This is a genomic window from Agarivorans sp. QJM3NY_30, assembly GCF_050870855.2.
GTDB lineage: Bacteria > Pseudomonadota > Gammaproteobacteria > Enterobacterales > Celerinatantimonadaceae > Agarivorans.
Window position 1 is genome coordinate 1,446,197 of record NZ_CP194038.2, and the last position, 23,201, is coordinate 1,469,397.

Here is a 23,201-nt window from a genome sequence, read left to right on the forward strand (position 1 = left end):
ATGAAAATAAAACAATTTGCTTTAACTATATCGTCAATTCTATTGGCGGGTTCAGCTTTGGCTGCTGATATTAGCTTGAACTTTCAAAGTTCTAATTTTACAGGAGAACAGGTTTATACGGTTCAAAAGAAATGGACGGATACTGTAGAGAAATCATCTAACGGTCGTATTCATATTGATTTGCTACCCTTAGATTCAGTATTAAAATCATCAGATATGTTAACTGGTGTTCGCAATGGCATTATTGATGGCGCAATTGCAACCGCTGCAATGTATTCTGGAGAGGACCCAGGATTTGGCTTAATTGGCGATACTATTTCAGCTTGGAATAGTGATGAAGATATTCTCAAGTTCTACTACTACGGCGGAGGTCTGGAGGTGGTAGATAAGATTTTTCAAGCTTATGGTGCGAAGTTAATTGGTGTTTCTGTGACTGGCTCTGAATCCTTGCCTTCAAAAGTTAAGTTGGAAAAGGTTGAAGACTTTAAAGGGGTTAAAATGCGAGCGCCTTCAGGACCGATCCAAAAACTCTTTGCTAGGATGGGGGCCGCTCCAGTTGGTTTACCGGGTTCTGAGATATATACCGCACTTGAAAAAGGGATCATCGATGCCGCCGATTTCTCTACCTTTGCAAACAACCAAAAGCAAGGGGTTCACGATATAGCGAAGTACCCAATCTACCCCGGTATACATTCTTCACCCACTGTACACGTTATTATGAATCTGAAAAAGTGGAATGCTTTACCAGAAGATGATCAAAGCTTCCTCGTCGAGCATTTTAAAGGTATGGCCCTCGAATCACTATTACAGGCTCACTATGAAGACCGGATTGCTTATGGTGAAGCAATTAAAGAAGGGGTGACGCCGATAGCTTGGGAACAAAAAGAAATTGATAAGGTTAGAGCTTACGCAAAAGCGATTTGGAAAGAAACTGCAGATAACTCAGAAATAGGGAAGATGTATTACGATGTTCTTATTAAATATCTTGATTCTCAAGGTATGCTATAAAACATAATATTGTAAGTTATTAATGGCAGGCGAGTCCTGCCATTAATTTTAAAATGGAAGGTTTATATGAAAAGGTCTTTTTCTGAAAAAATAGATCATCTTTGTGTTAGTGCTGGGGAATGGGTTTCAATCCTGTTTATTGTTGTTGTGGTAATTGGTTTTTTTGAAGTTGTTATGCGTTACGTATTTAACAGTCCAACGAATTGGGTTCATGAAACGACTACATTTTTAGTGAGTATCTCACTTATTTATGGAGGTGTATCTTGTTATGCAAGTAATAAACATATCTGTATGGACTTTATTCGTCAAAGATTTAGAAGAAAAACACAGTGGTGGATGGAATTACTTGTTGAACTATTAACCTTTGTTTTTATGTTGATGCTAACTTACGGATCTTTTTGTGCAACTAAAGATGCGTTCTTTTCTCCTTTCGGTAAATTTAAAATGCAGACTTCTGGGAGTGTTATCGATACTCCATTTCCTGCATTAAACAAAGGATTCTTTTTCCTTTCATGTCTGGTGATGCTACTGCTTTGTGTCACTCATATTTACCGCCATATTGTTAAACGAAATGATCGATTAAATTTGGGGAATCACAATGCTTAGTGTGGTTGGTATTGGAATGGGGACAGCGATTATTTTCGCTGCAATGATTTTTCTTTTATTCATAGGGATGCCTCTCGGATTTCTTACGGGGCTTGTTGCTCTTTCCTTTTCATATCTTTGGTTTGATACGACGGTCATTATGCAAATGGTATCGTCTCGGGTCACCGACTTTACTTCATCGTATACTTTTGTAGCTGTGCCGATGTTTGTGTTAATGGCAACCATGCTCGATAAAACTGGCATTGCCAGAGATCTATACAATGCGATGCGAGTTTTGGCGGGCAGAATAAAAGGTGGAGTGGCCCTACAGAGTATGATGGTGGCGGTATTGCTGGCATCGATGTCCGGTATTATTGGCGGAGAAACGGTGCTCTTAGGGATGCTTGCTTTACCGCAAATGTTACGTTTGGGCTATAACCAGAACTTGGCGATTGGTACTGTCGTTGCTGGCGGTGCTTTAGGCACGATGGTTCCGCCAAGTATTGTACTGATTATTTATGGCATGACCGCCAATGTGTCTATTGGTGATCTATTTTTAGCCTCAGTCCCCGCAGCGGTATTACTTTCTAGCCTTTACATGTTGTATATCTTGATCCTATGTCATATTAACCCAAGCTATGGTCCGGCGATGGATGCAAGCGAATTAGAAGGTTTAAGTCGAGAAGATAAAAAGAAAATTGCGAAGGATATTGCGATACCAGTTGCGATTGCCGGATGGATATTAGGCAGCATTTACGGGGGAATTGCGTCGGTTACTGAATCAGCCTGTGTTGGGGTCGTCGGGGTCGCGATTGCGGCTTGGTACCGTAATGAGCTTAACTTGAATATCATTTTTGACGCCTTAAAACATACCCTAAAAACCGTCGGGATGATTATCTGGGTTGGTATTGGTGCCACGATGATCATTGGGGTATATAACCTGATGGGGGGAGATAAATACATTGCAGATCTATTTATTGGTTTAGATGCGCCGCCAATTTTTACCATTCTAATCATGATGGGCGTTTTGTTGGTACTGGGTATGTTCCTCGATTGGATTGGCGTTGCTATGCTAACCATGCCCATATTTGTTCCCATCATTATCGCATTAGGTTACGACCCGGTCTGGTTTGGGGTTCTATTCTGCGTCAACATGCAGGTCTCATTCTTAAGCCCACCATTTGGTCCAGCGGCATTTTACCTCAAGAGTGTAGCCCCGGCTGGTATCGAACTCACTGATATATTCAAATCCGTCTGGCCGTTTATTTGTATGCAGATAGCCGTATTAGCTTTGCTGCTCACTTTCCCTGAAATTGTGACTGTTTTATTGTGAGGTAAGTATGTCTGATTTATTGAACAAGCTTTCGAAGCTTAAAGTTGTCCCAGTGATTGTTGTTGAGCATGCTCAGGATATATTGCCTTTAGGCAAAATACTTGTTGATAACCATTTACCCGTAGCAGAAATAACCTATCGCTCATTCGCCGCTGAAAATGCAATTAAGGCATTGCGCGAGTCACAGCCTAAGATGTTGATTGGTGCAGGCACAGTGTTGAATGAAGCGCAGGTGATATCGGCCAAAAATGCGGGAGCAGATTTTATTGTTTCACCAGGCATTAATCCTAAAACCATTGAGGCATGTATCCAGCATAACATTCCGATTATTCCAGGCATTAGTCGCCCTTCAGATGTTGAATTGGCCTTGAATTATGGCATTCATCTCGTGAAGTATTTCCCGGCGGAGGCCTCTGGCGGGATCCCCATGCTTAAAGCCTTACTTGGTCCTTATTCTATGTTGAATATTATGCCGACAGGCGGGATTTCGGAAGGTAACATTAATGATTATCTTGCTATCGATGCGGTTGTTGCCTGTGGTGGCTCATGGATGGTTGATAAGCAACTCATTCAACAATCTGACTGGGATAGCGTGAGTGAATTGGTGAAACGCACTGTTGCGCTGGTTAAGCAAGCGTGATGCCTAAGCCAAGCCATCATCGCTGCTGATCCGCACCATATACCTTGTGAATCTAAATTGATTCACAAGGTATATATTAATTATTAGTTGTTTGTCATCAGCGCTTAGACGGCCCTTCCAGAATTTTAGACATATTGAAGCCTGAAATACTAAAGCCTAGTGCTTGGTAGAGTTTGAGCGCACGTTTATTCTGGTAAGCAACTCTAAGCTTGATTTGTTTTATACTCTGCTGCTGAAGCTGAGCTTCTAGAAGCGCAATCGCTTGCTTAGCATAACCTCGACCTCGATAGGTTTCGTTAACATAAAAGTCATAGATGAATGTCGCCTGGTCCTCTGTATTAATGGCATGCCATAAATAGCCCACCACATTTGATTGATTGTCTATGCTGATTTCAAGACATAATAAGGCGTGTTGTTTGGTATCTAGACCATTTGGAAAGCTAAGCTGTAATGCTTTTTGTGCCATCTCGATTGCAAGGTCTAGCGGGTGGCCATAATTTTCTGCAATTTCACGGCTGTAATCATCAATGAAATACTCACAATATGCGGGATACTCGTTTTGTTTCATTGGCCTAAGAGTAAGCATCTTCTTCCTTTTTCCTTTTAGAGCTAATAGTCGCGTTCAACCTTAGCGATTCTAGTTTTAAATGATGAATACCAATGCTCTCGACCCATTTTTTGAGCTTGCTGATGTTCTATATTGGCTTTCCAATGTTTGATTGAGTCAAGATCGGACCAGTATGAAACCGTAATCCCTAGTTCTTCTCTGGCAGACTCAATGCCAATAAAGCCAGCTTGCTTGGAAGCGAGTGTAAACATTTTTTCGGCCATTTCAGCATAGCCCTGATCACCTTCCGTGCGAAGAGAGGTAAAAATAACGGCGTAATAAGGTGGTGCTGGTGTCTCGGCCATTAACGACATATGCGCTCCTGATGTTATTTAAGGCTGTTTGTCACTGTTCAATATAACTCTCTCTAATAATCGTAGCCATGTTTGCTCCACTTGGTTTGACGGCATTGCATCATGGTATTTGATTGTTAGATGCTTACAAAGCTGATGTTTTCGAGTTTAATTGATTTAACATCTTGGCAATGACTTAAGCCTGGGAGGAGGATAGCAAGAACTCATTGGCGGCTAAAGCCTTATACTCATCTAACTCATTGTCGGTTCATTCTCGCAGCTATAAATCAGCGCTAACTGCATTATTTTTCTTGTAATTAGAGCCACTCGTTAGCGCACTTTATCTCTGGTTATTGGCAGATTTATTCTGTGCAATAAGTTGATCTGATGACTCATCCGCTTGGTATTAAGGGGCTTTAACAAACGTGGTGCAATATAAAATGCTAGATAAGCTGAAAGCTGAGTGGGCGTATTTAGAGATTTGCACGCTTTAGGTTTTGTTGTGTAGTCGCTAAATCAAGCAGAGTCAGCTGGGACGCTATTCTGCTTGATTTAGCTATCGAAGTTTAGCAGCGTGGCTTTCGCTATTGCGCAAACCACGCTCTGAATTGACCTCATCTAATTAGATAGTTCAATCTTGTTATAGTCGATGGTATTCCCTTTTGGAGAACATTTTATTTTGACGACTTGGCGATAGTGGGTCAGTAAAATATAGCCAAAGCAGCCTAAGATGAGTCCTATCGCTAATGCGCCAACCCACTGGATTTGTAGAAAATCTAGTTTGAATAATAGTGTGAGCCCACTGAGTACGGCAATATTACCGATAATATAGGTTGTTTTGCCAAAGCGCTGTACGGTTAAATTTAGGTTATCGGTATACAAGCGCACCAATGAATCAAGCGAATTGATCACAAATGTTACCCCAACAAATACCATTGCTAGATTGTAAAATCCCGCTACAGGAATTGCATTGACACTATAGTAATATAGTACTGTGAACCAAATGGCGATAGGGATCGATGGGAATACCATCATCGCAATTAATACTTGATAAGTTCTAAATCCGCCGACAAAACGTGCGGTAAACTGACCAATCATAATGCTCCAAGCAAACCACCAAAATAAGTAAAATTCATGGTAGTCGTTAATCGGTAAGACAAAGTGATGTAGATTGGCAAAATAATCCCCAATTAGCGCGAAGGTTGAGAAGAATTCACCAAGACCCGAACCATCGGCAAGGAATGCGCCAGCCCACATTAAGCCGATTAAAGCTAAAAACAACCAGCTGCTCGCCAAGCTTAAAACTCTTACGTAGCGAATGTTGGTACTCGAATATACCGCCGTGGCAATCACCAATAATACGATTAGATAAAAACTGCCTACGATGGTCTCACCATCACCCAACTCGGGTAAATACCAGGGTAGATTCACCAGTAATAAGTAAGCCGTAAAGGCGCAGGTACCAATGATAACAATGTTGTTGATGAGTTTAATCAACGGGATTTCGAAAAACTTAACTCTGGGCTCTATCACACAAAAGTAGAAGCAGGTTAAGAAATAGAATGCCCAAATAAAGAAACCCCAAAAACCAAATTCTATCGCTAATGGATTACTAAAGGCGTATTCAGGGCTGGTCACTAAATCCGCGTATCCAGAAAACTCGGTGAGTGGGAACATGATAAGCCCGACATCTAATCCCGAGGTAAATAGGATGGCGATAAAGGTAAACTTACGCACCGGAGTGACCCCAATACACTGGATGTTTCCCCAACGGTAAATGATAAATGAAATGGCAACGAAGGTAAATAAAATGCCGATAGATAGCCAAGTCGTCATCATTTGGCCTCCGAAGGTATATAACTAGCAAACATAATTAATTCCTTATTTTATGTTTTAACTGCCAGGTCTCAATTTTTAATAAAGGCTTTTGCCATCAGACCTTAAGTATCGTGCGGACGATAGTTAAAACCTGATAAATTGAACTTAGCTAAGGGACCATTTGCGAAATCGCGTCGGTTGGTCCGTTACCGCATATTTGTGATAAGCGAGGCGAACCCCCACTTATTACAATAAAATGATAGCGATGGCTGATTAGCTGGCCGGCCGTTTTGCAGCCCGTAAGCGCTGATTATTTTGCCAGTCTTCTGCAACCACGACTTCAGCAGTGCTAGGCGCCAGAGTTGCTACACCTAAAACCATATCTGCGGCGCGCTCGGCCAGCATAATGGTGGGTGAATTCAAGTTGCCATTCGGGATGGTTGGAAAAATTGAAGAATCAATCACCCTAAGGCCCTCAATCCCATGAACCTTTGTTTCTGAGTTCACCACTGACATCTCATCTTCACCCATTTTGCAGGAACAAGACGGATGATAAGCACTCTCTACCGAATTTCTGACAAAACGATCAATTTCCTCATCGCTTTGTACGGTTAATCCAGGCTGAATTTCTTCACCGCGATATTCGTCTAAGCCTGGTTGATTAATGATTTCTCGGGTTAAACGAACACAGGCTCGAAAACCTTCGATGTCGTCTTGATGAGATAAATAATTAAATTGAATTTTCGGTGCCGTATGTGGGTCGCTAGAAACCACTTTCACAAAACCTCTACTCTTGGGTTTGTTATGACCGATATGCACCTGAAAACCGTGGCCGGCAAAGGCTTCTTTTCCATCGTAGCGCATCGCTGCCGGTAGAAAGTGATATTGTAGATCGGGCCACTCTAAGTTTGCTTTGGAACGAATAAAGCCACATGACTCAAAATGGTTGGTTGCACCTAAACCCGACTTATTCAGGATCCAACGGGTTCCAATTAACATTTTGTTCCAAGGGTCCAGCTTTCCATTAAGAGATATTGGTTTTAAACACTTAAATTGAAAATAGAACTCGAGGTGATCTTGCAGGTTTTCGCCCACACCGGGTAGCTGGTGAATTTGTTCTATGCCAGCTTTGGCTAAAGTACTCGCTTCACCAATGCCCGAAAGCTGTAATATATGTGGAGATCCGATGGAACCAGCAGATAACAAGACTTCTTTATCACTAAATACATCAATGACTTGTCCCTTACGCTCGTAGCGCACGCCGACCGCGGTTTTACCTTCAAATAATACTTTGTGCACCAAGGCATGGGTAATCACTGTTAGGTTATCACGCTGTATAGCGGGTCGGAGGTAGGCATTTGCGGTAGACCAACGAACACCATTTTTTACCGTCATATGCATCGGGCCAAAACCTTCTTGTTGCCCGCCATTATAGTCTGCAGTCGCCAAATAGCCGGCGTCTACCCCTGCATTTACAAATGCTTGATACAAGGGGTTCTTCATTTGATTGCCGTTATTGACCGCAAGTGGCCCCGTATCTCCTCGGTATTGATTGCCGCCAAATGACCAAGTTTCGGCTTTCTTGAAATAGGGCAAACAATGCGCATAATCCCAATTCTTTGCCCCATGTTGCTGCCATTCGTCAAAATCGCGCGCATGACCTCGCACATAGACCATGCCATTTATCGATGACGAGCCGCCCAGTACTTTTCCTCGAGGACAATGCATACGGCGCTTGTCTAAAAATGGTTCTGCTTCGGTTTCAAACTGCCAGGCATATTTTTTAGTATTCATCGGAATGGATAATGCGGTTGGCATTTGAATAAAAATGCTTTTGTCACTGCCACCGGTTTCTAACAGCAATACCCGATTGCTCGGATCTGCTGATAAACGATTGGCCAGCACACAGCCAGCACTACCCGCGCCTACAATGATGTAATCTTGTTGAGCGTTGCTCATATTTATTCCTTAAAATGGGCTTTCAAGTGGCTGCATGCCCACATAGACCGCTTTAGTTTGGGTATACGCTTTTAATGTTTCGCTGCCATTTTCTCGGCCAATACCAGACATTTTATAGCCACCCACTGGCATTTCAGCTGGTGAAGCACCATAGGCATTGATCCAGCAAATTCCAGCTTGCAACTGATGTATCACTCGATGTGCACGGTTAATATCTTGAGTAAATACGCCAGCGGCTAAACCTAGTTGGGTATGATTTGCCCGTTCAATCACTTCGTCTTCTTCGCTAAACGTTAGTATCGACATCACCGGGCCAAATATTTCTTCTTTTGACAAAGTCATATCGTCGGTGCAATCCGTGAAAATTGTTGGCGCAACAAAGAAACCATCGGGTGCATTTTCTGGTTGTAAGGCGCAACCACCAGTGAGTAGTGTCGCCCCTTCAGCTTTGCCAATTTCGATGTAATCGAGGACTTTCTGTTGATGTGCTTTTGATATCAGCGCACCAAAATTGGTGTTTGGATCCATCGGATCGCCGCAAACAATGTTTTGTTCGGTGCGCGCGATTAAACGTTCGATAAAACGAGGGTAAATATCTTGTTGCACAAACACTCGTGTGCCATTGGTACAGATTTCACCCTGAGTATAAAAATTACCTAACATGGCCGCAGAAACAGCATTGTCTAGGTCTGCATCATTAAAGATGATCAGCGGTGATTTACCGCCTAACTCCATGGTGACTTGTTTTAATGAGCTAGCAGAAGCTTGCATCACTTTTTTGCCAGTGCCTACTTCACCAGTAAAAGACACTTTGGCAATATCTTGGTGCCCTGTTAACCAAGCGCCAACTTGAGCATCGCCTTGAACCACATTAAACACACCATCGGGAAGACCTGCCTGAGTCAAAATTTCAGCTAAGCGCATTGCGCCGCGCGGGGTTTCCTCTGAGGGTTTAAAAATCATGGCATTGCCACAGGCCAGCGCAGGGGCCGCTTTCCAGCAAGCAATTTGCAGAGGATAGTTCCAAGCGCCAATTCCCGCACAAATTCCAAGAGGCTCACGGCGGGTATAATAAAAATCATCGCCAATCGGTTGCTGACTTCCTTCAATGCTTGGCGCTAAGCCTGCAAAAAACTCAATTGAATCTGCACCCGTCACGACATCAACCACCGATGCTTCTTGCCATGGTTTGCCGGTATCCAGAACTTCAAGCGCAGCGAGTTCATCATTGTATTCACGCAATAAAGCCACGGCTTTTAACAAAATACGGCTGCGTTCAATGGGGAGCATTTTTGACCATGTGCTAAACCCAGATTGAGCACTCTTTATGGCCGCTTCTTGAATCGCTTGATTGGCCGTTTCAACCAGGTAGCTGACGCGACCAGTTGCCGGGTTAATGACTTCAAATGTTTCACCCGTACCATTAGATATATATTGACCATGAACATAGTTTTGATAAACGACTAACGATGGCATCAAGGTTTCTCCATACTGGCCAATTACTGCTTTAGTTCTCGTTTTCATACCGCTGCAGAGTTGCCTGTATTTTTAAGTTGTTGTATCAGCGCGACATCAAAAGTGCGGCTGTAATTAGATATGTTATACCGAGTGATTGGGCATAGATAAGTCTAAGCTTCGTTTAAAAAACAATCAGCTGGGTGTTTATTTGATTACGATCCTAATGATTAGAGCTCTAATTATCAAGTGGTGAATAAGTATTTACTGAATTGTAAATTTATACTCAATTAGATAACACATTGTTTTAAATGTACTAATTAATATAACGCTAGTCATGTTCAGATCAATAAAAGATATAATTACAGCTAAAACAATTTGAATTGTAATCATTTTATAGCTGTACTGATGAACGCACAGCCCTGACGGGCGTGGTTCTCATCAAATGGTCGCAGAGTGCAAATAACGCTCACCTTTTAAAATAAACTCTACTGACATTCGTTCCGATGTTACAGGTCGTTGGCTGGGTAAATGATGATAAAAGGGGATGCTTCAAACTCGATAAAAGGTTTATCTCTTAGGACTAAATTACGCTAGTTTTTTGGATGTTCGTTGGTGACTGATGAGAAGGAAACACTTGTTTGTTTGAGGAGTGAAAGGTCCATGGATAACACATTTAGTTGTCAAAAAGAGCTACCTATTATGCCGGTGCCAGAGCTAAATGAAACCTGCGGTAAATTCATGGAATGGGCTGCGCCATTATTGACGGAACAAGAGCGAGGTCAAACTCGAGCGCTTATTACGCGGTTTCTTCAGCCCGGGGGGGAGGGAGAAAGGCTACAGCATGATCTGATTGAATGGGCTCAAGCACCCGCAATTTCTAACTGGTTCGCCCCTGTTTGGCGTGACTTTTACTTAGCATGTCCCAAATCGTTGGTGATCCATAGTAACGTATTTTACTACCTGAAAAGTAAGCTTGATGAAAAAACAAACTCACAAGCAACTATTGCCGCTGCGCTGATTGTGAGTGTTTACCAGTTTATCGCTTTGATTGATAACAAAACCTTGAAGGTTGACATGCAAAAAGATCTGCCACTTTGCATGGAACAGTATCAAAATATTTTTTCTGCAACCAGAATACCGCAGCAAGGCACTGATGATCTGAAAGTCGGGTCGTCTAGAAAGCATATTGTAATCATGCATCATCAGCGGATCTATCAGCTCAATGTCTTGGATGAATACGGTAATATTCACGCCCTATCTGCACTTGAATCTGCGTTTGATGAAATTCTTTCTGGTTCAGAGAAAGGACAAAACTTTGGTTTACTCAGTACTTTGCCACGCGATGACTGGGCAAAAAGTAGAGCCGATTTACTTGAAATATCGGCGAGAAATGGCGAGCGAATGCGCATTATCGAAGATGCTGCTTTTGTCGTGAGTCTTGATGAAGATTGCCCGGAAGCGCTCACCGAGATCTCAAAACAGTTACTTCACGGTTCTGGACAGGATCGCTTCTTTGACAAATCACTGCAGTTTATTGTTTTCAAGAATGGTAAAACGGGGATCAATTTTGAGCACTCAGGCGTGGATGGTTCGGTCATGCTTCGTTTAATCGCTCATATTTATGACACGATTGATCAGTGTTGTTTGCCTCAAGCGAAAGTTTCTGCGAAGAGAAATCAAGCGGCTGTTCCTCTGGTTGAAGAAATTGAGTTTGATTTAAACGATGATTTGAAACAAACGCTTTGCTCTGCGGAGGATTGGTTCGCTCTGCATGTTGCCAATACTCAAACCAGAGTTTTGAATTTTACTCAGTTTGGTAAAAATCAAATTAAACAATTTGGCGTCAGCCCTGATGCTTTCGTGCAGCTTGCGCTGCAGTTGGCTGAATATAAACTCTATGGCAAGTGCTTCAGCGCCTACGAAGCTGTGATGACTCGAACTTTTCTCGGTGGGCGTATCGATGTTTTGTATACGGTTTCTCCTGAATCGATGCTGTTTATCGAAAGTATAGGTGCGGCCAATTGTTCTACAGAGGCCAAAAAATCGGCGCTGATTCAAGCGACTCGCAAGCACGTGGCACGAGCCAAGGAGTGTCGTTTTGGTCAAGGCGTTCATGCGCATTTACTGGCCTTAAAATATCGTTATACCAGCGTGGGGGATGCGCTTGGTATTGAGAATCTTCCGCAAATATTTAGCGACGTGGGTTATCAAGCACTGACACACAGCATTGTGTGTACCAGTACCACATCAGAATACGGCGTTGAGTTGGCAGGTTATGGACCGATTGTCGATGACGGCTTTGGGATCCGTTATTTTAAGCAACATGATTCCATTTGTTTCAATATGACCAGTAGAACGGCAATGCAGGACAAACTTGAGCAGATGCAAGCTTATATAGAGCAATCACTGCTTGAAATGGCGGAGTTAATGCGAAGCTAGTATTGTTTGGGCTTCAGGTACTAGGCGTAAATTCACTTCTATTCGAAGTGGCAGTGAATGAAGTGAATTAGTGCTTGCTTCTGCTAAGGGGCGTGCTAATCGCATCGCTGATGTTGCCGCCTGGTTCCGTAAGGCTTAAAAATAGCTTACTTCGCACTCATTTTTGTCGGCTTTATGTTGACATCATTCAATAACATCACACTTATGATTGACCGTGGGCCAGCAGAAGGTCATCGCGGGTTTCCTCGAACATGATTTCGCCCTTGCAGTCATACTTGGCGAAGAGAGGCTCGGGTATATGCTGCCTATATCGCCCAGTGGTTAATGCGCATAGAGAATCTATAAGGCTTCTGTTGGGGCAGATAACGATATATTTTTCGAATCAATACTGAACAATAAATTGCAGTGAACGCAGCAGCGGAGGTATTGCGGTTTACAATTTGTTGACTTGTTGGTGCGATGTGCCATTTAATTGGTTTTTAGCTACCCGAGAATATTGAATTAGAGTCGGGCCCAAATAGAAGTTGTACAGCAGAAACGGTCGAATCAAGTTGTGTTTACATTTCATGATGACTGAGTGACAGCTTTGCTGTCGGTGCGGAAACTGGCTGGCATAAGCATCGATATGATTATATTGTTGTCCTAAATGTGAAAGGTGAGTTGCTTCTTGAAACCTGTGAAGGTCCAGGCATCGCTGAACTAAAAGCGGGGCAGTCTTGTTATCGTTCTATTGGTGTAGAGCATCACGTAGTGAATGCCAATGATTATCCGTTTTCATTTGTAGAAATTGAGTTGAAGTAAAACTCGAATCAATATGGGGAAGTGCTTGAAACATTTGCACATCGCACCGGGGATGGAAATTAATACAGAGTTTAAATCAGATAGATTACAATTTCGGCCAATTAAAGTGAGTGATTGGCAAGCCATGCAAACCGCGCTTCATTGCGAAAAATTCCCCAGACAGCTACCACTTGCACGGCTTAAAACTAAAGCGCAGATCATTGCTTGGCATGAAAGCCGAGTAAAAGACTGGGAAAGTGGTTCATGTTATGTATGGAGCATTCGCCATAAATATACTCAGTTAGTTATTGGTCAACTCTCATTGTCACGAAGAGGAGCTGGCTTTGCTTTAGCGTATTGGATCGATCCATTGTATTGGGGGGCAGGTCTCGCGACAGAAGCTTGTCAGGCATTGATTCACCAGCTAAAAGCGACCGGGTTTCAGAATTTGTTGTGGGCAGGGACACAGCCATGGAACAGTGCGAGCGGTGCAGTACTTAAAAAGCTTGGTTTTCAGTTCACGGTACAAATCGCTCATGAACTGGCAAATGATCGGATTGAGCGAATCAATGAATACCAGTTGGATTTCTCTTTGAAGCCCCCATTGTGAATGTAGGCGCTCATACCGATCCTGCAGGCGAGCTCTTCACGGCATTAGACTTACTATTCACCTGCGCTTTGACGCTAAATAAGGTCTCATCCAACGATGATTGAATTGAAACATCCTAAAGACTTATCTCGTCTTCGCCGTTTTGCTTTGGCGTCTCAATGTTTGTTGCAGGCTCAGCCGTTTGGGCGTGGCCTGGCGGGGGCGCGTAAGGCGATTCATCACTTAGGTTATGTTCAGCTCGATACCATATCGGTGGTGGAGCGGGCGCATCATCATGTACTCCATTCTAGAGTGCCAAAGTTCGAGCCTGCGATGAGCAATCAACTGTTGTTAAATGGTGATCTTTTTGAGTATTGGTCACATGCGGCAGCATTGCTACCCATCGATGATTTTCGTTTTTCCTTGCCCTACAAGCAGGCAATTAAGAGTGGTCAAACGCACTGGTATAAAAATACCGATAAAAAGCTGATGCTTGAATTGTTGGCGCGGATTCGTGCCGAGGGTCCGTTGCGCTCCCGAGATCTGGAAACAAGCTCGATAAAGCGTGCTGGCTGGTGGGATTGGAAGCCGGCGAAGAAAGCGCTAGAACAGCTCTACATGCAAGGCGATTTGATGGTGAGTCATCGTGAGGGATTTCAGAAAACTTACGATTTAACCGAGCGAGTATTGCCTGCCCATGTTGATTCGAGCATGCCGAGTATGGAAGCGTTTGCGAGCCATTTGGTTGAGCAGCAGTTGCGCTGTCATGGTTTAGTTTCTTTGAAAGGACTAACCTATTTACGCCGTGATTCTAAATTACGCAGTGCGGTCAAAAAACTGGTGAACGAAGGCTTGGCGCAGGGCATTTTAGAACAGGTGAAAATTGCCAGTGGTGAAGTTTTTCTAATCAAAAGCAAGGCCATTGAAAATGGCGTTCTCGATGGCCGTCTTCCAAGTTTGAATAAACGCTTATTAATTTTGTCGCCATTTGATAACTGTGTCATTCAGCGTGAACGACTGAAAAGCCTGTTTCAATATGATTACCAGATCGAGTGTTACGTGCCACAAGCGAAGCGCCAATATGGTTATTTTTGTTTGCCGTTGCTTTTTCAGGATCAATTCATCGGTCGAATGGATTGCAAAGCGCACCGGAAAACACGTCTTTTAGAAATTAAATCGTTGTATTTAGAGCAACAAGCTTTCAATCAAGAACTCATGATAAGCGCTTTTGTAGAGGCTATTGAAAAATTCCGGTCTTTCCAACAGTGTGATTCAGTCTCGCTTGTGAATGTTCATCCCAAACACCTCAGCCAAGCGCTGCAAGATGCGCTAAAGCCGCTGGCTTAAATGACTAGGGTTAGCACTTCGCTAATGCTTGTAAAAGCCAATTTTTAAATTGAACCACGGCTGGATTAGTTTGCTGCCTTGTTGGGATCACCAGATAGTAATGCAGCCCGGAGAATTCTTTGGCCATGTCGAGTTTTCCTGGTACTAGCCAGCCATTTGTGACAGATGTTTCAACAGCGAGTTGACTCATTACTCCAATGCCCTGTCCCGAAAGGGCTGCTTGGACGGTTTGGTTTTCATCGTTAAAGTAACGTATTGCTGGTGAGCTGACGCTGCTGAGAAGACTTGGTAAAAGTGTTTCTATTGCCAAACTCGGTAAATTTTGATTCTTCCACTGGGTGCAGTAAAAAACAGAATCAGAAGGATTTTTATAATGCTTTTCCCAATATTCTGCTGTGGCAAAGCAGGCTAGTTTTTCTTGAATAAGTACCTCTGTACCAGCTTGAGCATGTGGTGGCTCCCCATAGCGGATCACCATATCAACCCGTCGATCATATTCAATATCGATTAATGATTCCTCCGCTCTAATGATGATCTCAATCTCTTGGTGTTGTTGTTGGAAATCGGAGAGATGAGGGACCAACCACATGGCCGCAAATGAGTTCGTGGTGCTGATGGTGAGGGTGTTGGGTGAGGAAGTTAGCTGGTTTACCGTATGCAGTAAATCATGCAACGATTTATTGGCTGTGGCTGCCAGTAATTCTCCTTCGTGAGTCAAAACTACTGACCGAGTTTTTCGTTCAAATAAACGGATCTTAAGTTTGTCTTCAAGACCTCTTATTTGGTGTGAAATGGCGGTCGGCGTAACGTTTAATTCATTGGCCGCATCTTTAAAGCTATTAAGTCGCGCCGCAGCTTCAAAGGCACGAATGGCATTTAAGGGGGGAAGTCTCTGAAACATATACAAGCCCTATAGGTGAGATAAATTACTTTATAAGGAAAATATGAGCATTTGTCTAACCAACTTACTTGGAAGAGACTAGGGCTACTAATTATGCAGAAAAGGTAGCAAACAATGAACAATATTTTACATATCGATTCTAGCGTTCGTGGTACTGATCATGATACCGCAAGCTACAATTCGATCTCTAAGGCTCTGGGGCGTCGCTTCATCGAACTATGGATGAGAAAAAATCATCAAACAAAGGTGGTTTATCAAGATATTGGCCTTCATCCACCAGCGTTTATTTGCCAAGACTGGATTGCCGCGGCGTTTCGTCCGGAAACCGATCGAACTGAGCAGCAGCATTTTGTTCTCGCTTAATCAGAGGCTTACCTTGAACAGGTGAGCAATGCAGATGTTATCGTGATTACTTCACCGATGTATAACTACGGTATGCCTGCGGTATTGAAGGCATGGTTTGATCAAATTATGCGGGTGAATAAAACCTTTAGTTTTGATCTTGCGCGAGGCGATTTTCCAATAGAACCTTTAATGAGAGGAAAGATATTGGTGCTACTGACCTCCTGTGGCGAATTTGGTTTTGGGCCTGGTGGAGTACGAGAGAACTTGAACCACCTGAGTCCACATATTAAACAATTAGCAAAATATTTAGGGGCCGATCGTGTTTATGAAATCGGGGCTGAGTACCAAGAGTTTGCTGATGACCGGCATCAATTGTCTATTGAACACGCCAAACAAGCGATTGCAGCCTTGGTGGAAAATCTTGCCTTAAGTTGTACTCGCTCATAGATGAGCTTTCACGGTTGCGGATAGAGCTTGGCAAGATCGTACAGTCGGCCTGCGGATATCGTAACTGGACAGAAGCTTGTTAGCGTTAAGACTCCTGAAGTGAAAGTTTTCATTAGAAAAAATATGGCAAGTAAGGGCTTAACGCCATTCCCCCAGTCTTAGCCAGACTCGCCTTGGGAAAACGAACAAGGCCTTGGCCCCGCCAGCATCAACACCGTTATTTACTATAGAAAGGAGCATCGGGCTTGTTCAACACCCGAATAGGTGTCGGCTGCGCGACACCTATTCTTATTGTATGGATAATTATTAAGAAATATGAGTAAAGTGAGACTCAGGCTTAAGCAGCAACTTAAGCTTCTATTTAATAGCTCGATATTCTTAAGGCTCCTTTCAAAGGCCGATAACAAACGTGAGCATTAAGTGGAACTCCAAGCACCACACTCGAATAGTCTACAGGGTCTAGAACCCGTATTACGCAATATAGAGTCAGCTTATTATGAATACAGTAACAAATAAATGTATTAACGTCGGTGTCGATACAGGTAAAGAACAACTTGATGTTTATATTAGACCCCTCGACATTTTCTTCACTGTCTCCAACGATGATAAAGGTATCAAGCAAGCAATAAAAATCATTCAAAAACACACGCCATTACGAGTCGTGATTGAAGCTACAGGTCGATTAGAAATGCCTTTTATTATAGCTTGTCACAATGCCAAACTACCTTATGTAATAGCCAACCCTGTTCATGTAAGACGTTTTGCAGGCGCTATCGGGCAGAGGGCTAAAACAGACAAACTTGACGCAAAACTTATCGCGCACTACGCCGAAGCTATAAAGCCCAATTTAACGACACTAAAGCCAGATTCTATGCGACTCATGGCAGATTTAGTCATCCGAAGAAACCAGCTTCTTTCGATGCAAACAATGGAAAAAAATCGCATGAAAATTATGCCCTCGCAACTCATTCTGACGATTAAACCTATTTTAACTGCGTTTAAAAATCAGATAGAGAAAATTGAAAGCAAGATTATCAAGCTAATTGAAAGTAACCCTGAGTATCAAGCCAAGAATGAGATATTACAAAGCATGCCAGGAATAGGGAAAATTGCAGCGGCGTCTATCATTAGTAACCTGCCAGAGTTAGGGTTAATAACCAATAAACAAGCCTCATCTCTCGTCGGAGTGGCCCCAATGAACCGAGAAAGTGGCCGCTATAAAGGGCTCAGAAAAATTCAAGGGGGACGAGCTCAAGTAAGAACCGTTTTATACATGGCCATGATGTCAGCCATCCAATGTAACCCCATTTTTAAGAGCACATATCAGAGGCTTTTAGCTGAAGGGAAACCTAAAAAAGTAGCCATCATTGCATGCGTAAGAAAGATGGTAACCATCCTAAACTCAATGCTACGAGATGGCGCCTTATGGGATGCAAAAATAATTTAATCTAACTTATTGACACCATAGTCGTTTGTTATATGTTCGGTTGGCTCAAACGCATTTCAATTAACTGATGCTCACCGACTTTCTCAACTTTCTTTACAAAATTAAAACCAAAATTTTCGTAATATTCTTTTAGATATTCGTGAGCATGTATTTCAATACTGTTTATATTTAATTGTTTGGCCTTATCAATTAATGAATCAATCAATTTAGTTGCCACTCCATTGCCTCGGTAGTCTTTTTTTATAGCAATTCTAGCCATAACAGCATTGTTATTTTCTGTTAAGGCCAACCTAGCAACGCCAATGGCTAAATCATCAATATATGCTAAAGAATGATAAGCATTTGAATCTAAACCATCTAGGTCTAAGTGTAATGGTATTCCTTGTTCTCGAACAAAAATTTCATTACGAATTTTCTGAGAAATTTTAATAGACTCTTTATCTTTACTTACAACAATTCTCACACTTACCTCTAATGTAGATTAGAAAATTTAAGAACATATAACAGTATATTAATATGCAAATTCCCATCTTTCACGCATGCGAAGTTACCACCTATCACGCACCACAGAAACTCACATATCCTTTAATGTTTAAATTTATCAACAGCATACCAGTCAATCACCATTTTGACCATGCGGAAAATAAACTAGAAAAAATAAACAAATAAACTAGACACCCATTCTAAAAAAACCTTTCACACTCTCGATAGCCAAGATTACGCTTTATAATCCCATCATCTTCGCCGAGTCGCGCAAATGAACAAGGGAGCAAAGTTGAAGTCTGTTTGAGCGTAGTGTTTACTTCAACGCCCTTGAGAATGAGCAACACAGGGTTTAAGAAGATGCTGGGTGGCTTTTCTTTTGTATACTTTTCTTTGGCCAGCAAAGAAAAGTATATCGCCGTCAGGGCGAAACCCTCACTAACAGATCGATCCAAAACTAAATGATAAAAACGAGACTAACAGCTCCCCAAAAAAATAAGCTAACTCATTTTGGGGCAAAATATTGTTAGCCTATCGATTGGTGTAACACGCCTCTGGACAAAAGTGCCTTAGAGCAATTAAGTGAATGATCAGATCTCGAGTAACTTTTAGTATCCCAAAATGACGATCGCCACCTCTGAGTGATAGACCGAGTATGAAAGATTTTGTTCAGATCTGAGGCACGTAGAAACTAACCATTAGTTTGACATCGCAACAAACGTTCAGTAAATTCAAAAGCCTAAATGGATCGTTAATTACTTAAAGGAGGCCATCATGATTTATTTCGTAAAATGGAATTTTCGTATTTTTGCCTCAGCGGATAGAATCCGCCGCTCAGCGTAACTAACAGATATAGCTACCATAGCTAGATCTACGCTCAACGGTACTTGTAACTAACGTATCCGTGCCCCTAGTAGGCCGCGGAACATTGCGGCTAGTACTAGGAGCAAACCATTCAAAATCCTTCTCCTTGATACTAGCCTCCATCTCTATATGGAGACATACGCTACCGTGTATGTAGATTAGTCAATGACTTCTCAATCATTTTCAAAGCAAGTTTTAACAATTGCGATCCCTGTATCCTTGAAGCTATTTCTTGATATGGCAATGGTTCTTATCGATCTCTTCATGATTGGTCAACTTGGTACAGCCGAGCTAACTGCTGTTGGTATGGGCCTAGTACTGCTCGCAGGTACAATAGGTGTATTAGACAACCTATTTGCTACAGGTGGTGGCATACTCGTGGCTCGCTTTACTGGCGCGATGCAGTATCAAACTGCCACTAATGTCCTTGGAGCTATGTTTATCATTGCTTTACCATTATATGGTCTTACCACTGCCGCAATTCCATTTGTCGCTGACTTATATTTGCTTTTTCAAACAACAAGTGAAGTCGCTACTCTTGGCTCTCTGTACTTCGGTACTTTATTAGCGGGGTCGATTTTTATCTATCTTGATGTATTGCTGTTTACTTATTTTGTATCAACGGGCAACAGTAAGCTGCCAATGAAAATTAAAATAGCTAGTTTAGGGCTAAACGTTGCGTTCAATTACATATTTATCTTTGGCAAATTTGGAGTGCCCGCATTGGGCATTCAAGGGGCAGCATTAGGGACTATTGTTGCTACAACATTTAATGTTTTTCTCTATCTCGTTGTTATAAAAATATCTTCTGCACACTCAATACAAGCAAAGAGTGCTTTCAAGCAAGTGAAAGGCATACTTAAGCTTGGGGTTCCATCTGTTGTGGAAAATTTCACATTCCAGATAAGTTGGCTGATTATTATAGTTCTCATAAACAGCTATGCGATCTCAGTCGCGGCGGGTTTTCAAATTGGTTATCGAGTTGAGAGCATTGCTTTTTTGCCAGGGCTTGGTACAGCGGCCGCGGCTGCCACTCTAGTCAGTCGATTTGTGGGAGCAAACAGACCAAAAGATGTTGATAAGGTTGTATCAGTTACTGCGAAATTGACATGTCTGTTTATGGGAGGTATAGGCTTACTGATGGCTATCAATCCTGAGTCATTCGCCCGTATATTTTCCGATGAACTAGGTGTGATCCATGAGGCTTCGCTATATATACGTATTATCGGCTTGGCTCAAATACCATTAGGTCTGCAGTTCGTTTATACCGCCGCCTTAAGGGGACTTGGAGATGTATCGAAAACGGCAATAATTAAGATCGTATTACTGTGGCTTAATATCATTATTCCTAGCCTGATTATTGTTCATCTCGGATTGGGGGTCGTTTGGCTGTTTACTGTAGTGGCACTAGCAAATGTCATTGACGCAAAGGTATTTATATCTAGGTATAAACACTTGCGAACACAATCGCGAATTACAACCATAAATAGTGCTTATTAGCACTATTGTTTGTTTGGGTAGCGCTTGTTATAAGAAACGCGCTACCCATTAGTTTTCCTATGGTTTATTGTGTTAATGCATGAAAACAAGACAGCCATTTAAACATTTCAATAGCCGGTGGGGATGGCTATGTGATTTTGTCCAACGATTTAGAGTGGGTGTCTCAGTAATTCTTTACCGTTTTCAGGAAACGCCCTGTGCGGAGCCGCATGCAGGGTGCTGTGGGGGCTGGAGGCTAGATACCTCCGGCTACCGGATTATGTACGTTTCACCGCGATCACGGAATACGTATGCCAATGCTTCATTCTACCCAATGAAGTTCTCGATTTTTCATCACGCTCAAAGAACCTGACTATTTCAAAGTCTAAGAATAAAGCCTTTACCTCTAACTCCGATAAAGGTGTTGTTGGACTGCGATAGTTTTTAGCCCAACTGTCTTTGAAACCCATGAAATCACCAGCAAACACCCCTCCGATTTCAATTGAAGATTTAATGTTGCTCCAGGTCTTTTCAAATCGGTCTGGGTCCGCAAAGAACAAACTTGAATTCGCGATAACTACACCAGATGTTGGATAGTCGAACGACTCAAATGAAGATTCTAAGATATCCACTAATGATTTTGCCCCAAACCTGTCTCGACAAATAGCAACCGAATCAGGGTTAATATCGAAGCCATGAACTTGAAAACCCTGTTTCTCTAGATACTCAATATCACTGCCTGTTCCACAGCCACAGTCAGTAGCTACTTTGAGGTTTGATTCATTGAATTGGACTGCAAACTCAGTTCGCTTTGAGTGTGAGCGAGATAGTGCCTTTTCATAGTACTGACGCCAAAGTTCAGTATTTTCATCCATAATTTCCTGATTCCCGAAAAAGTACATAACGCCTGTAGCATCTGCACGAATTGCGTAGTGCCTTTTTGTGTAAAATTGAGCATAGCGAAAACACAAAAAGGCGCGTAGCAATTTGTGTCAGGTGACTACACTTGTGTACGCCCAGCATGGGCATGAACTAATGAGGTGAAAGTCCTCTGTAGGAAGGTCACCGTTTAATAACATTCTGATGATTAAACGCTAAGGACTAGCGAATGGCAAGGGCATTACCGCGAGGGAATGTCTGAAGGAAGCCGGACGCCTTTTTATCTAAAGAGAGGGCAGCTGATGAACAAGAACATCATATGAGGCGTAGGCTGGAGGCGAGTTGGCACAAGACAACGAAGCCATGTGATCTAACGGCCATCGTAAATGATGCAGCAGTGCAGAGAAAAGAGAAAGAGCATGTTCTACTTCTTATAAACAAAAAGTGGGGAGCTCTGCTTAGCAAGCTGATCGTTTAACTCACGCCATGGCGATTTAAGCAGACGGCTTTTTTTAGATAAAAAGTCCCAATGCCGTTCTATTGTGTAATGGTTGGGACATGGTGAAGGCCTGAACCTGAAAATCAATGAGGAGCCTGTGCAGCTCATTGTCTCCGTATCCGACCGGACTGAGGAACGGTGGCGCAAAAACAGAAGCCATCATTGGAATGCAAAGGAGCGAATCGACCGTTGTATTTTAACCGTTTTCAGGAAACGCCCTGTGCGGAGCCGCATGCAGGGTGTTGTAGGGGCTGGAGGTTAGATACCTCCGGCTACCCGATTATGAGGCTTGGCTTAAACTAAATAGAAGCTTAAACCACACCAAGAACTGAATAATATCAATGGAAATAAGTATAGAAGACGAGTCTGCTTAAACGGAAATTTCACCTTCTGGCCGCTTTTGGGCTTCATAAAGCTGATACCTTCCCTTTCTTTTAAGGTTGATAAAAATGTAGATTCGATTTCTTTGCACTCTTTACTATACCGCTGCATTTGATGAAAATCTTCATAGCCCAAACACGACCAGATTAACGCAGTAAAACCAACCGTAATTGAAGCAATCAAATACCAATGACTGCTTTCAACCTTTACTAAACTTGAGAATATAAAACCAAATGCAGCCAGATGGACAGTTAGAAACCAGTTAAAGCGATTCCATGTTCTTGTTGAAAAATCACTCAACGCCACCATTCTGACTTCATAATAATGAACCAAATCACCAAATACATTTTCAATAGTAAATTCTTTCTGTATTTCCATGCATCCCTCTTAAAGCCTTATAACGCCAAGTTAAGCCGTGCAAGCACGGAGTTTGTTTTGTGCAATAATTCGCGAAGCGAAGCACAAAGGAAACGCAGTGCTTGCATCGGACTTAAACGCCTTGTGTACGCCCAGCATGGGCATGAACTAATGAGGTGAAAGTCCTCTGTAGGAAGGTCACCGTTTAATAACATTCTGATTATTAAACGCTAACTACTAGCGAATGGCAAGGGCATTGCCGC

Annotated in this window: 19 protein-coding genes and 1 pseudogene; 11 read left to right on the forward strand and 9 right to left on the reverse strand. The window is 42.5% G+C overall.

Translation table 11 applies throughout. The features are described 5' to 3' along the window. From ACRRSX_RS06630 to ACRRSX_RS06645, 4 genes are all read left to right on the forward strand, one after another. The gene (locus ACRRSX_RS06630) at positions 1-1,008 is read left to right on the forward strand and encodes a TRAP transporter substrate-binding protein (RefSeq protein WP_432453982.1); all 1,008 of its coding nucleotides are present in this window, start codon (positions 1-3) and stop codon (positions 1,006-1,008) included. Positions 1,009-1,074: 66 nt separating this feature from the next. Then, a complete protein-coding gene (locus ACRRSX_RS06635) occupies positions 1,075-1,614 on the forward strand; it encodes a TRAP transporter small permease subunit (RefSeq protein WP_432453981.1) in 540 nt (179 codons plus the stop codon). Then, a complete protein-coding gene (locus ACRRSX_RS06640; protein WP_432453980.1) occupies positions 1,607-2,926 on the forward strand; it encodes a TRAP transporter large permease in 1,320 nt (439 codons plus the stop codon). The genes ACRRSX_RS06635 and ACRRSX_RS06640 overlap by 8 nt, the downstream gene beginning before the upstream one ends. Positions 2,927-2,933: 7 nt before the next feature. Continuing rightward, on the forward strand, positions 2,934-3,566 hold the full coding sequence (locus ACRRSX_RS06645; protein ID WP_432453979.1) for a bifunctional 4-hydroxy-2-oxoglutarate aldolase/2-dehydro-3-deoxy-phosphogluconate aldolase: 633 nt from the start codon (positions 2,934-2,936) through the stop codon (positions 3,564-3,566). Between the two features lie 97 nt (positions 3,567-3,663). On the opposite strand, the gene ACRRSX_RS06650 is transcribed toward ACRRSX_RS06645, so the two are convergent. The 5 genes from ACRRSX_RS06650 to betB form a co-directional block, all read right to left on the reverse strand. After that, positions 3,664-4,152 carry a GNAT family N-acetyltransferase gene (locus ACRRSX_RS06650; RefSeq protein ID WP_432453978.1) on the reverse strand — a complete coding sequence of 163 codons (489 nt, stop codon included), beginning with the start codon at positions 4,150-4,152 and terminating at the stop codon, positions 3,664-3,666. Between the two features lie 23 nt (positions 4,153-4,175). After that, complete coding sequence (locus tag ACRRSX_RS06655; protein WP_432453977.1) at positions 4,176-4,487, reverse strand: antibiotic biosynthesis monooxygenase family protein; 312 nt, start codon at positions 4,485-4,487, stop codon at positions 4,176-4,178. Between the two features lie 597 nt (positions 4,488-5,084). Next, positions 5,085-6,302: a BCCT family transporter gene (locus ACRRSX_RS06660; protein ID WP_432456198.1), complete on the reverse strand. Its 1,218-nt coding sequence runs from the start codon at positions 6,300-6,302 to the stop codon at positions 5,085-5,087. Positions 6,303-6,557: 255 nt separating this feature from the next. Then, complete coding sequence (gene betA / locus ACRRSX_RS06665; RefSeq protein ID WP_432453976.1) at positions 6,558-8,243, reverse strand: choline dehydrogenase; 1,686 nt, start codon at positions 8,241-8,243, stop codon at positions 6,558-6,560. 9 nt (positions 8,244-8,252) lie between these two features. Then, entirely contained in the window at positions 8,253-9,719 is a 1,467-nt protein-coding gene (betB, locus tag ACRRSX_RS06670) for a betaine-aldehyde dehydrogenase (protein ID WP_432456197.1), read from the reverse strand. Positions 9,720-10,361: 642 nt separating this feature from the next. Here betB and ACRRSX_RS06675 point away from each other — a divergent pair. The 4 genes from ACRRSX_RS06675 (at position 10,362) to ACRRSX_RS06690 (ending at position 14,856) form a co-directional block, all read left to right on the forward strand. Continuing rightward, positions 10,362-12,140 carry a choline/carnitine O-acyltransferase gene (locus tag ACRRSX_RS06675; protein ID WP_432453975.1) on the forward strand — a complete coding sequence of 593 codons (1,779 nt, stop codon included), beginning with the start codon at positions 10,362-10,364 and terminating at the stop codon, positions 12,138-12,140. Positions 12,141-12,713: 573 nt separating this feature from the next. Continuing rightward, entirely contained in the window at positions 12,714-12,941 is a 228-nt protein-coding gene (locus ACRRSX_RS06680) for a cupin domain-containing protein (protein WP_432456196.1), read from the forward strand. Positions 12,942-12,966: 25 nt separating this feature from the next. Beyond that, positions 12,967-13,530, forward strand: a complete 564-nt coding sequence (locus ACRRSX_RS06685) for a GNAT family N-acetyltransferase (RefSeq protein ID WP_432453974.1) — start codon at positions 12,967-12,969, stop codon at positions 13,528-13,530. A gap of 96 nt (positions 13,531-13,626) precedes the next feature. After that, positions 13,627-14,856 carry a winged helix-turn-helix domain-containing protein gene (locus ACRRSX_RS06690; protein WP_432453973.1) on the forward strand — a complete coding sequence of 410 codons (1,230 nt, stop codon included), beginning with the start codon at positions 13,627-13,629 and terminating at the stop codon, positions 14,854-14,856. A 10-nt stretch (positions 14,857-14,866) separates the two neighbouring features. Here the strand turns inward: ACRRSX_RS06690 and ACRRSX_RS06695 are convergent, their stop codons facing one another. Next, the gene (locus ACRRSX_RS06695) at positions 14,867-15,757 is read right to left on the reverse strand and encodes a LysR substrate-binding domain-containing protein (protein WP_432453972.1); all 891 of its coding nucleotides are present in this window, start codon (positions 15,755-15,757) and stop codon (positions 14,867-14,869) included. 114 nt (positions 15,758-15,871) lie between these two features. Between ACRRSX_RS06695 and ACRRSX_RS06700 the strand changes: the two are divergent. Together ACRRSX_RS06700 and ACRRSX_RS06705 are read left to right on the forward strand one after the other, a co-directional pair. Beyond that, positions 15,872-16,549: pseudogene (locus ACRRSX_RS06700) on the forward strand (FMN-dependent NADH-azoreductase). A gap of 496 nt (positions 16,550-17,045) precedes the next feature. Beyond that, the gene (locus ACRRSX_RS06705) at positions 17,046-17,996 is read left to right on the forward strand and encodes an IS110 family transposase (RefSeq protein ID WP_432452353.1); all 951 of its coding nucleotides are present in this window, start codon (positions 17,046-17,048) and stop codon (positions 17,994-17,996) included. Positions 17,997-18,024: 28 nt separating this feature from the next. Here ACRRSX_RS06705 and ACRRSX_RS06710 read toward each other — a convergent pair whose 3' ends face one another. Next, complete coding sequence (locus tag ACRRSX_RS06710; RefSeq protein WP_432453971.1) at positions 18,025-18,459, reverse strand: GNAT family N-acetyltransferase; 435 nt, start codon at positions 18,457-18,459, stop codon at positions 18,025-18,027. A gap of 1,049 nt (positions 18,460-19,508) precedes the next feature. Between ACRRSX_RS06710 and ACRRSX_RS06715 the strand changes: the two genes are divergently transcribed. Further along, positions 19,509-20,843, forward strand: coding sequence for an MATE family efflux transporter (locus ACRRSX_RS06715; protein ID WP_432453970.1), 1,335 nt, complete (start codon positions 19,509-19,511; stop codon positions 20,841-20,843). 257 nt (positions 20,844-21,100) lie between these two features. Here the strand turns inward: ACRRSX_RS06715 and ACRRSX_RS06720 are convergent, their stop codons facing one another. Then, on the reverse strand, positions 21,101-21,697 hold the full coding sequence (locus ACRRSX_RS06720) for a class I SAM-dependent methyltransferase (protein ID WP_432453969.1): 597 nt from the start codon (positions 21,695-21,697) through the stop codon (positions 21,101-21,103). Positions 21,698-22,494: 797 nt separating this feature from the next. Next, positions 22,495-22,959 (reverse strand): RipA family octameric membrane protein, encoded by a 465-nt coding sequence (locus ACRRSX_RS06725; RefSeq protein ID WP_432453968.1) that lies wholly within the window; start codon positions 22,957-22,959, stop codon positions 22,495-22,497. Between the last annotated feature and the right edge of the window lie 242 nt (positions 22,960-23,201).

Coding starts and splice junctions, on each gene's coding strand:
- ACRRSX_RS06705 (WP_432452353.1), top strand. CDS start 17,046: ATGAATACAGTAACAAATAAATGTATTAACGTCGGTGTCGATACAGGT.
- betB (WP_432456197.1), bottom strand. CDS start 9,719: ATGCCATCGTTAGTCGTTTATCAAAACTATGTTCATGGTCAATATATA.
- ACRRSX_RS06725 (WP_432453968.1), bottom strand. CDS start 22,959: ATGGAAATACAGAAAGAATTTACTATTGAAAATGTATTTGGTGATTTG.
- ACRRSX_RS06690 (WP_432453973.1), top strand. CDS start 13,627: ATGATTGAATTGAAACATCCTAAAGACTTATCTCGTCTTCGCCGTTTT.
- ACRRSX_RS06640 (WP_432453980.1), top strand. CDS start 1,607: ATGCTTAGTGTGGTTGGTATTGGAATGGGGACAGCGATTATTTTCGCT.
- ACRRSX_RS06695 (WP_432453972.1), bottom strand. CDS start 15,757: ATGTTTCAGAGACTTCCCCCCTTAAATGCCATTCGTGCCTTTGAAGCT.
- ACRRSX_RS06660 (WP_432456198.1), bottom strand. CDS start 6,302: ATGACGACTTGGCTATCTATCGGCATTTTATTTACCTTCGTTGCCATT.
- betA (WP_432453976.1), bottom strand. CDS start 8,243: ATGAGCAACGCTCAACAAGATTACATCATTGTAGGCGCGGGTAGTGCT.
- ACRRSX_RS06630 (WP_432453982.1), top strand. CDS start 1: ATGAAAATAAAACAATTTGCTTTAACTATATCGTCAATTCTATTGGCG.
- ACRRSX_RS06650 (WP_432453978.1), bottom strand. CDS start 4,152: ATGCTTACTCTTAGGCCAATGAAACAAAACGAGTATCCCGCATATTGT.
- ACRRSX_RS06635 (WP_432453981.1), top strand. CDS start 1,075: ATGAAAAGGTCTTTTTCTGAAAAAATAGATCATCTTTGTGTTAGTGCT.
- ACRRSX_RS06715 (WP_432453970.1), top strand. CDS start 19,509: ATGACTTCTCAATCATTTTCAAAGCAAGTTTTAACAATTGCGATCCCT.
- ACRRSX_RS06655 (WP_432453977.1), bottom strand. CDS start 4,487: ATGTCGTTAATGGCCGAGACACCAGCACCACCTTATTACGCCGTTATT.
- ACRRSX_RS06675 (WP_432453975.1), top strand. CDS start 10,362: ATGGATAACACATTTAGTTGTCAAAAAGAGCTACCTATTATGCCGGTG.
- ACRRSX_RS06645 (WP_432453979.1), top strand. CDS start 2,934: ATGTCTGATTTATTGAACAAGCTTTCGAAGCTTAAAGTTGTCCCAGTG.
- ACRRSX_RS06720 (WP_432453969.1), bottom strand. CDS start 21,697: ATGGATGAAAATACTGAACTTTGGCGTCAGTACTATGAAAAGGCACTA.